The following is a 15,096-nucleotide window of genomic DNA, read 5'->3' as shown; positions in this document are numbered from 1 at the left end:
GAGGAGAATTATGGATAAGCAAGATTTAATGACTTCGGTTAGTCGTAGACGGACTTTTGCAATTATTTCACATCCTGATGCAGGGAAAACTACAATAACTGAACAATTATTATTATTTGGTGGAGTGTTACGAAAAGCCGGGACAGTGAAGGCAAAAAAATCTGGGAGTTTTGCTAAATCTGATTGGATGGAAATAGAAAAAAAACGTGGAATTTCTGTTACTAGTTCAGTAATGCAGTTTGATTACGCAGGGAAAAGAATTAATATTTTAGATACACCTGGACATGAAGATTTTTCTGAAGATACTTATAGAACGTTGATGGCTGTTGATTCAGCAGTGATGGTTATTGATTCAGCAAAGGGAATCGAACCACAAACTAAAAAGCTCTTTCAAGTATGTAAAATGCGAGGGATTCCAATTTTTACCTTTATTAATAAACTAGATCGAGATGGAAGAGAACCATTAGAGTTGATCGCTGAATTAGAAGAAGTGCTTGGAATAGGTGCTTTTCCAATGAATTGGCCAATTGGAATGGGAAAAGGATTGAAGGGGCTTTACGATATCTATAATCATCGCGTTGAATTATACCGTAAAGAAGACGAAGGTGAAAGCTATCTTGCATTGGATGAAGATGGGAAAATTGTGGGGAATAGTACATTAACAGAAGAAAGTATTTATCATCAAGTTCTTGAGGAAGTTGAGTTATTAGCAGATGCAGGAAATCAAATGGATGCAAAAAAGATTGCGACAGGCAATCTGACACCTGTTTTTTTTGGATCAGCATTAACAAATTTTGGTGTTAAGACATTTTTAGATGCTTATCTGAAGTTTGCACCTGCACCTGCTGCACATAATGATGAAGCTGGAGAAAAAATTAGTCCAGAAGCAGAAGAATTTTCAGGATTTATATTTAAGATTCAGGCCAATATGAATCCTAACCACCGAGATAGAATAGCTTTTGTACGTATTTGTGCTGGAGAATTTGAAAGAGGAATGGATGTTACCTTAGCTCGCGATTCGAAAAAAATTCGGCTTTCAAATTCGACGCAGTTTATGGCAGATTCTAGGGAAACATTGGAAACTGCAGTTGCGGGAGATATTATTGGACTTTATGACACAGGAAACTTTCAAATAGGTGATACAATTTTTTCAGGAAAACATAAAGTACAGTATGAAAAACTGCCACAATTTACTCCAGAAATTTTCGTTAAGGTGACTGCAAAAAACGTAATGAAACAAAAATCTTTTCACAAAGGAATAACACAACTTGTACAAGAAGGAGCAGTACAGTTATATCAAAGCTATAGTACGGGTGAATATATTCTAGGTGCTGTTGGGCAATTGCAATTTGAAGTATTTCAATTTAGAATGTTGAATGAATATCATTCTGAAGTTGTTATGACTCCTATGGGCAAAAAAATAGCACGGTGGATAAGCCCAGAACAATTGGATGAAAAAATGTCTTCATCTAGAAATATCTTGGTTAAAGATCGGCAGGGACTACCCTTATTTTTATTTGAAAATGAATTCTCAGAACGTTGGTTTGCAGATAAGTATCCAGACGTTAAATTATCAGCAAAGCTGTAAAATTATTTAGTAATATCAAAAAACACCCAGAGTTGATAAAAAGTCAACTCTGGGTGTTTTTTTTATATTAAAAGAAAAATTAACTACTAAAAAATGAGGTATTGTTCTGGAATCCAAAGACCACTTGCTAGTTTATACCAAGTAACTTCATCAGAGATATATCGTTGTTTAGTTTGCACCATAACACCATGGCTGATAGATGAAGAGATTTTTCCAAAAGGAAAGTCGTAAAGGTTGACACTTCTTCCCTCAATATAATCAATGGTTGCATTTGTGTGATTTTCAAGATTGCTAATACTATCTTTATCTTTAATATCCAAAGAATCAATTGTATCTGGTTTTTTAAATATGGACATTTGAGATTCATCGAAACAAACCCACATTGAACCTCCAATACAATACCAAGTAAAATCAGCAGAAGTAGTGATTGTGCGAAATGTCTTCCAGATTGTTTGGGGTGAGAGTTTGATATTAATTTGTTTTCCATCAGGGAAATCATAAACAAACACGGTAGATAGCATCTTTAGATATATACAACTAGTTTCATATGTTAACCAAGTTTGTCGACGATAGAAGAAGGTTACAGTTGATGTTTCTAGTGAACGAATTCCACGTATCAAGCCTGTGACATTTACTAATGAATACTCAGAAATAGTAGGTGAATATAGTTGATAAGCATCTCCTAAATAACCTTTTGACAATTTAGGAGATTCAAGCAGTTCATTTGTATCGATATCTCTGGTAAATGTCCAAATGCTTCCAGAAATTTTCTTTGCGAATGTTAATTTTAAAATGGCGTATGGACTACTATATGTTTTGGTAAAGCCTTTAAAGTTTATTAAATCAAAGTTTTCAATTGTTTTAATGCGATAATTAATTTTTTCACCTAGATGGCCACTTATAATTTGAGGAGAAGTCAATTCATTTTCTTTGTCATCAACATATAGAATCAACAAAATAGCATCCTGAAATTCTTTTTTTGTTTGTGGTGCTTCACTAGGAGTCTTTGGGAATGATTCCAGTTGAGGTGAAATATGCTTGTTTGTGACTAGAGTCTCATTGTTTTTTTGCTTTTTTGTATGAGCATATTTTCTTTTTGAATCATATAAAAGCAAGTTTTTTATAAATTTGGGAATTTTCAAAGTGCACCACCTTAAAAGCTAATAAAAAATACAATATTAAGTTAATTTTTTAATGAAATATCAACAATTCGATTACCTGTTGTAATTGTTGCATCGGATATCTTAGAATCAGTCAATTTTTCAAGCACAAATTCAATTTCTTCTTCTGTAATTCCGCGAACATTATTTGAAATAATAATTTCGCTAGTCAATATATTTTTTTTATAAACAACTCTTGTATTACCCAAAGTATAGACCTTAATAAAATGATTGGCGGAATGTTCTAGTTCTTGCCTTATTTTTTTTGAATAGCTAACACTAACGTCTATTAAATGCATTATAAGCCCCTCCTAATTATTTATTACATCTATTATAATATAAAACAGTCGATATATTATAGGAAAATGGCATAAAAATAAATTGGCTAAAATTCTGAAAAAAAAAACTAAGTCAAATGGCATAATTTGACTCAGTTTCTAATTGTTATTAAAAAATGATACTTCTTGACTAGTTTGTTAGTGTATTATTAACATTTGCAATTTCTTGCGAAATAATTGTTATCTGATCGTTGACGAGTTTAGCTTCAAACTGTTTTACAGTAGGATGTTCTAAATAATAATCAGCAATGTTGTCTTCTAATTGTTCTTGAATGACTCTTCTAAGTGGACGAGCTCCCATCTGAGGGTTATAGCCCAAATCAACTAATTTATCCTTTACTTCATTTGAGACCTCTAAAGAAAGTCCCTGATTAGACATTGCAGAGTTCACATCATTTAACATTAAAGAAACTATAGAAATTAAGTCTTTTTTGTTAAGAGGATTGAATTCAATAATGTCATCAAAGCGGTTTAGAAATTCTGGTTTGAAATATTTGGTTAATTTGTCTAAAACAGAATGAGTATTTCCAGTAACTGAAGCACCAAACCCAACATTTGCAACAGAATCACCGCTGCCAGCATTAGATGTCATAATAATGATAGTGTCTTTAAAGCTAACAGTTCTACCTTGAGAATCAGTCAGACGACCGTCATCAAGTATCTGTAAAAACATATGCATTACATCTGGATGAGCTTTTTCTATTTCGTCTAAAAGCAATAAACTGTATGGATGTCTTCTTATTTGTTCAGTTAATTGACCTGCTTCTTCATAACCAACATATCCAGGAGGTGAGCCAATTAATTTAGAGATAGAATGTTTTTCCATGTACTCACTCATATCAAATCGAAGCATTGCATCAGGTGTACCAAAGAGTTCTGTTGCCAATTGCTTAGCTGTTTCAGTTTTTCCGACACCAGTTGGGCCAACAAATAAAAAGGAACCAATAGGGCGTCCAGATTTGTTAAAGCCTACACGATTACGTCGAATTGCACGGGCAACTTTTGTTACCGCATTATCTTGGCCAATTATGTGAGATTCCAAGGATTTCGATAAATTTTTTAACTGTTCTTGTTCTTTTTCTTGTAACTCTCCAACGGGGATTTTAGTCATTTCTTCAATTATTTTTTCCATATCTTTTTCAGTAATAATTGGAGAATTTTCAGAATCAACTTTAGTTTCTTTTGCAGAATTTAATTTATTTAGTTGATCACGATAATAAGCTGCTTTTTCATAATCTTCATCCTTCAAGGCTATCTGCTTTTGTTCTTGTGCATTTTTAATTTTTTGTTCGATAACGTTAGGATCAACAGCTTGAATTGTTAAGTTTTTGCGCGAGCCAGATTCATCTAGTAAATCAATTGCTTTATCGGGTAAGAAACGATCTTGGATATAACGATCAGATAAAGTAACTGCAGCCTCAATAGCTTGAGGTGTGTAATGTACATGATGATAAGCTTCATATTTATTTTGTATACCCTTGAGTATTTTTATTGTTTCAGTAACAGAAGGTTCATCGACTTGAACTGGCTGAAGTCGTCGTGCTAATGCAGCATCTTTTTCAATTGTTCGATACTCATTCAATGTTGTGGCACCAACAAGTTGCAGTTCCCCCCGAGCGAGAGCAGGTTTTAACACATTGCCTGCATCCATGCCTCCTTCAGCATTTCCGGCACCAACAATTTCATGAATTTCATCAATAAAAAGTATAACATTTTGATTTTGTTTTAATTCATTCATTAATTGCTGCATTCTTTGCTCAAATTGCCCTCGAACGCCAGTTCCTTGAACTAATGAAACAACGTCCAAACGAATTACGCGTTTGTTTAATAGTTTTTGCGGAACATCACCATCAACTATTTTTTGTGCAAGTCCTTCAACCACTGCAGTTTTACCAACTCCAGCTTCACCAATTAGCACTGGATTATTTTTAGTTCTTCTGTTTAAAATTTCAATAACACGGGATATTTCATTATCTCTACCAATTACGGGATCGATTTTATTATTCTTTGCTTCTTTGGTTAAGTCTAGGCCAAACTGAGCAAGAATTCCGCCATTTCTATGGCCACCGTTGCCTGCAAATCTTGAAGATTGTTGCATATTTTCTTGAGTAGACTCTGCGGAAGTATTATCTCCAAGTGAGCGGAAAATATCATTTAGATTTCCAAATCCAAAAGGATCTTGCATGATTCCAGAGGCACCACCTTTTTGAGATTGTTCTTTAAGAATACGGTAGCAACTTTGACAAAGGTCAATTGATGCTTGCTTGCCATTAAGATTTGTTGAGAGATGAATTGTTGCAGGATTTTTTCTACAATTTTGACATATCATTAGAACTCACTACCTTTCAAAAAAATTAATTAAATGTTGTTTGACTATCTTTGACCTTTGAGCATAGTATACTAATATTTTTCGTATTATTCAAGTAGGTTGTTTTTTCGCAATTGTTTTTTTTAATTTCAGAAGGTATCATAGAATATATGTATGAAAGAGGTGGGGATTTACGGTAGAAGTGTTTGAGGAAAAACTACAAAAATTGGCTGATGGTGATATTAAAGAATTAAAAATATCAGCAAATGAATTTATGGATTTTCAAGCGGCATTTATGAATTTCCCACAAAGAAAACGTGTAGTGGGTAAAGCTTTGCATGGGGGTACAATTATCTATTCATTTGAGAATTAATAGCTTAACGCAAGTGAAAATTTAAAAAAACTTGTATTGTATTTTGATTCATGCTAACATTTATCTCTAGTAGGAGCGATTCTGTCACTATATAATGAAAACGTGTTCTTTAGGCACTTTTCATTTTTTTAGATGAGTTCTTAAAAAACTTTATTTATAATGTAAAGGAGTCAGATTAGATATGGAAAAGAAAGAATTTCACATTATTGCAGAAACAGGTATTCATGCACGTCCAGCAACACTTTTGGTTCAAGCAGCAAGTAAATTTAGTTCAGATATTACTTTGACTTACAAAGAAAAATCAGTTAATTTGAAATCAATCATGGGTGTTATGTCACTTGGTGTTGGTCAAAATGCTGATGTAACAATTAGTGCTGATGGTGCTGATGAAGCAGATGCTCTTGCAGCAATTGGCGATGCAATGACAAAGGAAGGACTTGCTGAATAATGTCTGAAATGTTGAAGGGTATTGCTGCAAGTGATGGAATTGCTACAGCAAAAGCATATATGCTCGTTCAACCAGATTTGTCATTTTCAGAAAGCACTGTAGAAGATACAGATGCTGAGACTAAGCGGTTGGATGAAGCGGTTGAAGCTGCAAAGGCCGATCTTAAAATTATTAAGGAGAAGGCTGCTGCTAATTTGGGTGCTGAAGAAGCTGAAGTTTTTGAAGCACACTTAACAATTTTGTCTGACCCTGAATTGATTGGTAATATTAAAGACAAAATTTCAAATGATAAAGTAAATGCGGAAAAAGCTCTAAAAGACGTAACCGATATGTTTATCGCAATGTTTGAGGGTATGACCGATAATGCATATATGCAAGAACGTGCAGGGGACATTCGTGACGTTACAAAACGAGTTTTGAGTCATTTATTAGGTGTAACTTTACCAAATCCTGCTCTAATTGACCAAGAGGTAGTGATTGTTGCTCATGACCTTACTCCTTCTGATACTGCTCAATTAGATCGGAATTTTGTAAAGGGATTTATTACAGACATTGGAGGCCGCACATCTCATTCGGCTATTATGTCAAGAACGTTGGAAATTCCTGCAATTGTTGGCTCAGGTAATGCTACAAGTGCCATTAAGGAAGATCAAATGGTTATTATTGACGGTATCGAAGGAGAAGCAATTGTTAACCCAACTGAAGAAGAAATAGTTCAATATACGACAAAGGCTTCTGATTTTGCTAAACAAAAGGCTGAATGGAATGAATTAAAAGATGCCAAAACAGTTACTGCTGATGGTAAAGAATTCATTTTAGGTGCTAATATCGGTACTCCAAAAGATGTTGTTGGTGCAACTGATAATGGTGCTGAAGCAGTTGGTTTGTTTAGATCTGAATTCCTTTATATGGATGCAAGTGAGTTACCAAGCGAAGATGATCAATTTGAAGCTTACAAACAAGCTGTTGAAGGTATGAATGGAAAACAGGTTGTTGTTCGAACAATGGATATTGGTGGCGATAAAGAATTGCCATACTTACCTTTACCAGAAGAGATGAATCCATTTTTGGGTTATAGGGCTATCCGAATTAGTTTGGACAAACAAGATATTTTTAGAACTCAATTAAGAGCTTTATTACGTGCTTCTAATTATGGTCGTTTGGCAATTATGTTTCCTATGATTGCGACTGTCAAAGAATTTAAAGATGCTAAGGCTATTTTTGAAGAAGAAAAGGCGAAACTTATTGCAGCAGGTACAGTTGTTTCAGATGATATTGAAGTTGGTATGATGATGGAAATCCCTGCCGCTGCAATGATTGCAGATAAATTAGCAAAGTACTCTGATTTCTTTAGTATTGGTACAAATGATTTAATTCAATATACTATGGCAGCTGATCGTGGTAATGAACGTGTTTCTTATCTCTATCAACCATATAATCCTTCAATATTACGTCTTATTAAGAATATTATTGATGCTTCACATGCAGAAGGTAAGTGGACTGGTATGTGTGGTGAAATGGCGGGAGATCAGATTGCTGTTCCTATATTAGCAGGACTTGGGCTTGATGAATTCTCAATGAGTGCTACTTCAATTCTTAAAACACGTAGTTTAATGAAAAAATTAGATACAAGTAAAATGAAGTTATTGGCTGCTAAAGCAGTTAGTGATTGTGAAACAACAGAAGAAGTTGTTAAATTGGTTAAAGAGTTTACTGACTAATTGAAATATTGATGGTCGAATTTCTTATGGAATTCGGCTTTTTTTATTTTATATTTGAAGATTAAGTAAAAAAAATGTTAAGTTTAAAAATCAATTTTAACGAAAATTTGATGAATCATTGCATTAAGTTGATTGAACCAATATAATTAACATTGACTATTAATTATTAAGGGGGATGCTCGTGAATATTGGGATTTTTACGGATACTTATTTTCCGCAAGTCAGTGGCGTAGCTACCTCTGTAAAAACGTTACGTGAACAGTTGGAACAACATGGACATAATGTATATATTTTTACAACAACAGATCCAAATGTTGAACCAAATCAATATGAAAGGAATATTTTTAGATTTAGTAGTATTCCTTTTATCTCATTTACTGATCGCAGAATTGCTGTAAGAGGATTATTTAGGGCTTATCAAGTTGCAAGAGACTTAGAGCTTGATATTGTGCATACTCAGACTGAGTTTTCCATGGGATGGATTGGTAAATTTGTGGCAAAAAACTTGAAAATTCCTTGTATACACACGTATCATACAATGTATGAGGATTATTTACATTATGTTGCAAAGGGGAGGCTATTAAAGCCTTACCATGTGAAACAAATGTCACGAACCTTTTGTTACCATATGACAGGGATAGTTGCACCTAGTGATAGAGTGCTAGACACTCTTGATAGATATGGAATTAAGGTTCCTGTGACTGTTATTCCTACAGGTGTTGATATAAGCAAGTTTGGGAATGTGGTTGGTGATGTAAATGTACGCTTGCAGTACAATTTGAGTCAAAATACACCCGTGTTATTGACATTGAGTAGACTAGCATTTGAAAAAAATATTGATAAATTGATTAGTTCTTTACCTGAAGTAGTTGAAAAAATACCAGATGTAAAATTAATGATTGTTGGGGATGGTCCTGCAATGGAATCGCTGAAACAACAAGTTATTGATTTGAAGTTAGAATCGTCTGTTATTTTTACTGGTGAGGTAGATAATGAAATTGTCGCAAATTATTATCATATGGCAGATTTGTTCGTTTCTACTTCGATATCCGAATCACAAGGGTTAACTTATATCGAAGCTTTGGCATCAGGATTGCGGGTTGTTGCAACACATAGCCCATATACGGATAAATTATTAAACGATGAGGACTTTGGAGCTACATTCAGCAGTAAGGAAGAATTGATACAGCAGATTATTTTTTATTTGGATAAAAGCAAAAACAAAATTGGACAAGCTAAATTGGATGAAAAGTTAGATTCTATTTCTGCAGATAATTTTGGAGACAGAATATTACAATTTTATGCTGATTGCAAGGCGCTTTATGGTAAAGAAAGTGAGACTAGTCATTCTAGTGAGATAGGTTAATTAAGGGAGTTTTTAGATGTTAAAGATTCAAATGTTTTCTTCTGCCACGAAGGTAAAGGGACAAGGAGTAGGTAGCGCATATACTGAACTGATTGAATTATTGCGTAAAAAGCTTTCAGGAAAATTAGAGATATCTATTAATAAATTAGGAAAGTCTGATATTAGTCATTATCATACAATTGATCCATTGTTTTTTTTGACGACTTTTTTACCTGGGAGAGGTCGCAAGATAGGATATGTTCATTTTTTACCTGAAACTTTAGAAGGTAGTTTGAAATTACCTTTTTTGATAAAAAAAATTGTCTATCGTTATGTTATCGCTTTTTACCGCAGAATGGATCAATTGGTAGTAGTAAATCCTATTTTTATAAAAGATCTTGAAAAATATGGAATACCTAAAGAAAAAATAACTTATATTCCAAATTTTGTATCTAAAGATGTTTTTTTTCAACAAAGTCAGGATGTGACCGAGAATTTTAGAAAAAAGCTTGGAATTGCTCGGGATAGATTTGTTGTTTTAGGAGTGGGACAGGTTCAAGAACGAAAAGGTGTTCCAGATTTTATAGAACTTGCTAAGAAACTACCTGAGTATCAATTTGTTTGGGTAGGGGGATTTTCATTTGGAAAAATCACAGATGGATATGATGAATTAAAAAAAGTGGTTGATAATCCACCGAAAAATCTGGTGTTTCCAGGAATACTAGATCGAAGTTCGATGAATGATTATTATAACTTGGCAAATGTTTTTTTATTACCATCGTATAACGAACTATTTCCGATGAGTATATTAGAAGCTTTTAGTACGGGAACACCGGTCGTTTTAAGGTCTCTTGAACTTTACGAAGTGATTTTAAAGGGGTATTACTTAGATGCGGAGAATATAGATGGATTTAAACAGATTTTGCAAAAAATAGCAGAAAATAAAGATTTGATTAATGAAATGAATGAAAAATCTTTGCGTGCTTCAGAATATTACTCAGAAGATAACCTTGCTAAAATATGGTACAGCTTTTATTGTGAACAGACTGCGATGGTGTAGATATGACAAAGGTAAATAAAATTGTTTTATTATTAATGTTTATTTTAGGCGGTGTTATTTTAGGATTTTCTTTACGTGACGTTTCATTTGTGTCGTTAATGCATGATGTTGCTTCTTTAAAGTGGGGATGGTTGCTAGTTGCATTTGCAAGCATGGGGCTTTCTCTAGCCATTGAGGCGGTTGTTGTTAAGATTTTATTACACCGTGAGGGCTCGAAATTTAGCTGGCGAGATACTATTAGAATACCTTTAATTGAACAGCTTTTTAATGGAATTACTCCTTTTTCGTCGGGAGGCCAGCCTGCGCAGTTATTTGCACTCTTGCAATCAGGAGTCGATGCTGGGAGGGCGACGTCAGTCCTTTTAATGAAGTTTGTGGTATATCAATCTATGATTGTCATTAATTTTGTATTTGCATTGTTCGTTGGATTTCATTTGATAGCAGATAAGATGCATGCTCTTTCTATTTTATTTATTTTTGGATTTGTAGTGCATTTAGCAGTTATAGTAGCACTGTTATTAGTAATGTACTGGTACGACTTTACAAAGAAATTGGTCAAGTTATTGCTTAAACCGGTAAAATGGTTCTCTAACTCTGAGCGTTATATGAAATGGGAAGTAGCGATTGATGAAAAAATTGATAATTTTTATGAGGAGAGTATTCGCTTAAAGGGTAATTGGAAATTATTATTGAAAATAAGTTTATTAACGCTTGTGCAGCTTTCTTTTTATTATGTAATACCATATTTTGTTTTATTAGCATTAAATGTTTCTCATGCTCAGGTATTGTTAGTTATTACACTGCATATCCTTATTGTGATGGTTATTTCTCTATTTCCCATTCCAGGTGGTTCAGGTGGAGCAGAGTATAGTTTTTCAATGATTTTCTCAACATTTATAGCTAACTCTAGTAAATTAGTACTGGCAATGCTTTTGTGGCGTTTTGTAACTTATTATTTTGGTATGATTCTTGGAATGATTGCATTAATTATTCCGCCTAAAAGCAGAGAAAAATAATTTTGGTGATAAATACTAATAGTTAGTTGTTCAAAACACTCAAAGGAGATCAATTCAATTTTTGAAGGGATTTCTTTTTTTATTGGTTCGTAAATTCAACGTTAATTTGAGTGGAAATCTACGAACGCTTACTATTGTGGCATGTAATGTGTTCAAATTTATGGATTAACATTTAGCAGGTATTGAGTTAATATCTGTGTATTAAACAACTTAATGTTTTTAACATAGATAGATTATGAGAATTGAGTTGTCCAGAATTTCCTATACAAATCTATTATGACTAAATGATTGCTTGTCTATGAGGCAATCTATTTAATTTTCTACAATTGCTTGTTTTGTATGTGTTTTTGTATGTGTTATGGAATATGTTTAATATAGAATAAATAGAGGGATGGGATTAAAATTTAAATTTTGGTCCTTTTTTTTTATAAATCTTGAGTCATACTAAAAGGCCAATTTATTAATTTTATCTTTATTTTGAGGTGAAAATCCATGACTTTTCCCTTTTTTTAATATTATTTGAGTAATAAAAGTGTTATATTTCGTGTATGTTTAATTTTAATTTGGTAAAATGAATTTAATATTTTTATTTAGGATTGCCTTGCAGTTCAAAAAAGAAGGAGTTTTTTACAATGGAAAGTTCACAATTAGTAGCAATAATTTCACGATTAGATTCAATGGTAAAGGAACAAAGTAGTGAAATACAGAGTAGACGATTCGAAAAAGAGGGTCGCGAATGCGGTGTAATTAGTTATGATAAGGAAACAGGGACGTTTACCTTAGAAGAGTTACCAGATAAACAAAAATTTGAGTTTGATAATATTGATTTAGCAGCTATGGAAATTTATGACTTGTTAAATGATTAATTATTAAAAAAAATTGAAGATGAGTTTTATTTTTATCGTGTGTGGATAAATGAGGATATAATAGTTCTAAATGATATTTTAAAGATGGAGGCAGTTTAATGGGGTCAGTCTTAAACAAGATTAGGAATGTCCTGAACACCAAAAATGGTTTTTTTGTTCTGTTAATGGTTTGTTTTTGGATTAAAACGTATTGGGCTTATCAGACGAAGTTCAATTTAGGAGTAACGGGTGGTGTCCAAGAAGCGATACTTATTTTAAATCCATTGCCTATGGGTTTATTGCTTTTTGGGATAGCACTCTATTTTAGAGGTAAAAAATCATATTGGATTATGATGATTATTGATTTAGTGGCATCTCTTTGGTTGTTTGCTAACATGTTATATTATCGTGAATTTTCAGATTTTTTATCGTTAGGAATAATTAAGTCATCTGGTTCAGTTTCAAATAATCTAGGCTTGAGTATTATGGAGATAATTCAGCCAAGTGACTTTTTAGTGTTTTTAGATGTTATAGTTATTGCAGCATTATTAATTTTTAAGGTACTTAAAATTGATAAAAGAAAAACTAATTTTAAAATAGCTGGCATTGTTACATTATTAGCTGTTGTTTTATTTGCAGTTGACTTTTCGGCGTCCGAAAAGAATCGTTCGCAGTTATTAACAAGAACTTTTGACAATAATTATATTGTGAAATACTTGGGAATAAATTTTTATGCTGGATATAATGCTTATCAGACGTATAAAGAAAGTTCAACAAGGGCCAATGCAAGTAGTAATGATTTGAAATCAGTTTTAGCTTATTTAAAGAAGAACAGGGCTACTTCTAATGTTTCATATTTTGGTAAAGCTAAAGGAAAAAATGTGTTTATTTTCCATTTAGAAAGTTTTCAACAATTTTTGATTAACTATAAAGTAGATGGCAAAGAAGTAACGCCTAATATTAATAAATTTTATTCAGATAGTAATACATTGTCATTTGATAATTTCTTTAATCAAGTAGGACAAGGTAAAACCTCTGATGCTGAGACAATGTTGGAAAATTCGTTGTTTGGGTTACCTTCGGGTTCTGTGATGACACAATATGGGACTTCAAATACTTTTCAAGCATTACCTGCTATTTTAGATCAAAGAGGATATACTACAGCTGCTTTCCATGGAGATGTAGGAAGTTTTTGGAATAGGGATAACACCTATAAGTCTTGGGGCTACAAATACTTTTTTGATGACGATTATTATAAGCAAAAAACAGATTATAGCGTAGGATACGGGCTTAAGGATAAAATATTTTTAAAACAAGCGGCTAATTATATTCAGCAGTTGCCACAACCTTTCTATGCGAAATTAATTACGGTTACAAATCATTATCCATATGAGTTAGACAAACAAAATCAGTCAATTCCGAAAACTACAACTGGAGATAAAACAGTTGATGGATACGTGCAAACTGCGCATTATTTAGATCAGGCTTTTGGTGAGTTTATTTCTTATCTTAAGAAAACAGGATTATATAACAATTCTATGATTGTTGTTTATGGTGATCACTATGGTATCTCTAATAACCATAAGAAGGCAATTGCTCAATTATTAGGGAAGAAATCAGTTACAAGCTATGATTTAGCAATGTTCCAAAAAGTACCGTTTATGATTCATATGAACGGCCTTAAGGGAGGAATTAATCACACCTATGGCGGTGAGATTGACGTAATGCCTACCTTAGAAGATTTGTTAGGAATTAATTCCTCTAATATGATTCAGTTGGGGAATGACTTATTATCGAAAGATAGAAATCAAACAGTTGCTTTTAGAGATGGTGACTTTGTTTCACCAACATACACTAAAGTTGGTAGCAAGGTTTATGATAGTAGTGGTAATCTGATAAAGACTTTAACTTCTGAGCAAAAGGAGCAAGTTGATACGATGCAATCACATACAGATAAGGTTTTGTCGTTGTCTGACAAGATTATCACAGGTGATTTGTTAAGATTCTATACTCCTTCTGGTTTTAAAAAGGTCAACAAGAGTCAATATAGCTATAAGTATTCAGATGGCATAAAAAACTTGAAGGAAGATCAGAAAAAGAAAACAAGTTTGATTGAAGAAAATGGTGGGAAGTCGACAGCTGATTTGTTTAAGACTGATGCGCCAGAGTTAAAATAGTTATGATTAATTTAACTTAATGAAAAATAAGAGGGGCTGTGGATGTTTTATAGGTTCCTCGATAGAAGAGACTAGTGAAAATCGTTCTTTGATTTTCACTAGTCTCTTCTATTCGTTTATAAAGCGAATAAAATTATTAATTATTATTACCAAGCTAAAAAAGAGCTTTTTTATCTGCATGCAACTGCTAACTGAAAATTTTTTAAAATCCAAACAAATCTTCAATTTATCAAGAATCAATGCAGTATGTCAGCAATTTAATCGATGTAAGTCTTGCTGATTTGAAAGTACTTGTGATCCTAGCGATAGAAATATCTTAATATGTCATTTAGTACTTATCTTGTAGGGGATTTTTTAGAATTGAGAGGCGAGTAATTCATCTATATATTTTTTGGATATAAGCTATTTATTGAGTATTGGCTTTTCTTTTTCTTTAAATATTCTTCAATGTATAATAAAGAATTCCAATTTTAGATATGTATTAAAATGTATTTGTAGAAAATGGAAAAAAAATCTTGACGCATAATATAAATCTTGGTATTATATTCTTTGTCGTTAAGAGACGAAAGACAGGATTTTTAAATTTTTGAATGATTATTAGAATTTTAGAATTTTTATTCAAAAATAACTCTTGACTTTGATTGCTAACTGTATTATTATTAAATAGTTGCGTTAAGCGATTATGTAGACCTTTGAAAACTGAACAAAGTTTCGACA

The 15,096-nt window shown here is 32.7% G+C and carries 12 protein-coding genes; 9 read left to right on the top strand and 3 right to left on the bottom strand.

Annotation, left to right across the window (positions count from 1 at the left end):
* Window positions 1-10: 10 nt before the first annotated feature.
* Window positions 11-1,588 carry a peptide chain release factor 3 gene (locus FC80_RS01475; RefSeq protein WP_057828381.1) on the top strand — a complete coding sequence of 526 codons (1,578 nt, stop codon included), beginning with the start codon at window positions 11-13 and terminating at the stop codon, window positions 1,586-1,588.
* An 86-nt stretch (window positions 1,589-1,674) separates the two neighbouring features.
* Here the strand turns inward: FC80_RS01475 and FC80_RS01470 are convergent, their stop codons facing one another.
* The 3 genes from FC80_RS01470 to FC80_RS01460 all read right to left on the bottom strand — a co-directional run bounded on the left by FC80_RS01470 (window position 1,675) and on the right by FC80_RS01460 (window position 5,415).
* Window positions 1,675-2,730: a MucBP domain-containing protein gene (locus FC80_RS01470; RefSeq protein ID WP_057828380.1), complete on the bottom strand. Its 1,056-nt coding sequence runs from the start codon at window positions 2,728-2,730 to the stop codon at window positions 1,675-1,677.
* 41 nt (window positions 2,731-2,771) lie between these two features.
* On the bottom strand, window positions 2,772-3,047 hold the full coding sequence (locus FC80_RS01465) for a DUF1827 family protein (protein WP_057828379.1): 276 nt from the start codon (window positions 3,045-3,047) through the stop codon (window positions 2,772-2,774).
* A 169-nt stretch (window positions 3,048-3,216) separates the two neighbouring features.
* Entirely contained in the window at window positions 3,217-5,415 is a 2,199-nt protein-coding gene (locus tag FC80_RS01460; protein WP_057828378.1) for an ATP-dependent Clp protease ATP-binding subunit, read from the bottom strand.
* A gap of 181 nt (window positions 5,416-5,596) precedes the next feature.
* Here FC80_RS01460 and FC80_RS09580 point away from each other — a divergent pair, with 181 nt between their 5' ends.
* The 8 genes from FC80_RS09580 (at window position 5,597) to FC80_RS01425 (ending at window position 14,379) form a co-directional block, all read left to right on the top strand.
* Window positions 5,597-5,767: a hypothetical protein gene (locus FC80_RS09580; RefSeq protein ID WP_169790539.1), complete on the top strand. Its 171-nt coding sequence runs from the start codon at window positions 5,597-5,599 to the stop codon at window positions 5,765-5,767.
* Window positions 5,768-5,948: 181 nt separating this feature from the next.
* A complete protein-coding gene (locus FC80_RS01455; protein ID WP_057828377.1) occupies window positions 5,949-6,215 on the top strand; it encodes a phosphocarrier protein HPr in 267 nt (88 codons plus the stop codon).
* The gene (gene ptsP, locus FC80_RS01450; protein ID WP_057828376.1) at window positions 6,215-7,936 is read left to right on the top strand and encodes a phosphoenolpyruvate--protein phosphotransferase; all 1,722 of its coding nucleotides are present in this window, start codon (window positions 6,215-6,217) and stop codon (window positions 7,934-7,936) included. Before FC80_RS01455 ends, ptsP begins: the two co-directional genes overlap by 1 nt.
* A gap of 181 nt (window positions 7,937-8,117) precedes the next feature.
* The gene (locus tag FC80_RS01445) at window positions 8,118-9,302 is read left to right on the top strand and encodes a glycosyltransferase family 4 protein (RefSeq protein WP_057828375.1); all 1,185 of its coding nucleotides are present in this window, start codon (window positions 8,118-8,120) and stop codon (window positions 9,300-9,302) included.
* A 16-nt stretch (window positions 9,303-9,318) separates the two neighbouring features.
* Entirely contained in the window at window positions 9,319-10,341 is a 1,023-nt protein-coding gene (locus tag FC80_RS01440; protein ID WP_057828374.1) for a glycosyltransferase family 4 protein, read from the top strand.
* 2 nt (window positions 10,342-10,343) lie between these two features.
* Complete coding sequence (locus FC80_RS01435) at window positions 10,344-11,357, top strand: lysylphosphatidylglycerol synthase transmembrane domain-containing protein (RefSeq protein ID WP_057828373.1); 1,014 nt, start codon at window positions 10,344-10,346, stop codon at window positions 11,355-11,357.
* A gap of 632 nt (window positions 11,358-11,989) precedes the next feature.
* A complete protein-coding gene (locus FC80_RS01430) occupies window positions 11,990-12,223 on the top strand; it encodes a YkuJ family protein (RefSeq protein ID WP_057828372.1) in 234 nt (77 codons plus the stop codon).
* A gap of 98 nt (window positions 12,224-12,321) precedes the next feature.
* Window positions 12,322-14,379, top strand: a complete 2,058-nt coding sequence (locus FC80_RS01425) for an LTA synthase family protein (RefSeq protein ID WP_057828371.1) — start codon at window positions 12,322-12,324, stop codon at window positions 14,377-14,379.
* The last annotated feature ends 717 nt before the right edge of the window (window positions 14,380-15,096 follow it).

Source organism: Liquorilactobacillus cacaonum DSM 21116 (genome assembly GCF_001436735.1).
In the GTDB taxonomy this organism is placed as follows: Bacteria; Bacillota; Bacilli; order Lactobacillales; family Lactobacillaceae; genus Liquorilactobacillus; species Liquorilactobacillus cacaonum.
This window is presented reverse-complemented; position numbering and strand designations above follow the sequence as displayed.

Bases quoted from the DNA above. Each gene is read 5' to 3' on its own strand.
- FC80_RS01430 (WP_057828372.1), top strand. From the start codon at position 11,990: ATGGAAAGTTCACAATTAGTAGCAATAATTTCACGATTAGATTCAATG.
- FC80_RS01435 (WP_057828373.1), top strand. From the start codon at position 10,344: ATGACAAAGGTAAATAAAATTGTTTTATTATTAATGTTTATTTTAGGC.
- ptsP (WP_057828376.1), top strand. From the start codon at position 6,215: ATGTCTGAAATGTTGAAGGGTATTGCTGCAAGTGATGGAATTGCTACA.
- FC80_RS01465 (WP_057828379.1), bottom strand. From the start codon at position 3,047: ATGCATTTAATAGACGTTAGTGTTAGCTATTCAAAAAAAATAAGGCAA.
- FC80_RS01455 (WP_057828377.1), top strand. From the start codon at position 5,949: ATGGAAAAGAAAGAATTTCACATTATTGCAGAAACAGGTATTCATGCA.
- FC80_RS01440 (WP_057828374.1), top strand. From the start codon at position 9,319: ATGTTAAAGATTCAAATGTTTTCTTCTGCCACGAAGGTAAAGGGACAA.
- FC80_RS01460 (WP_057828378.1), bottom strand. From the start codon at position 5,415: ATGATATGTCAAAATTGTAGAAAAAATCCTGCAACAATTCATCTCTCA.
- FC80_RS01425 (WP_057828371.1), top strand. From the start codon at position 12,322: ATGGGGTCAGTCTTAAACAAGATTAGGAATGTCCTGAACACCAAAAAT.
- FC80_RS01475 (WP_057828381.1), top strand. From the start codon at position 11: ATGGATAAGCAAGATTTAATGACTTCGGTTAGTCGTAGACGGACTTTT.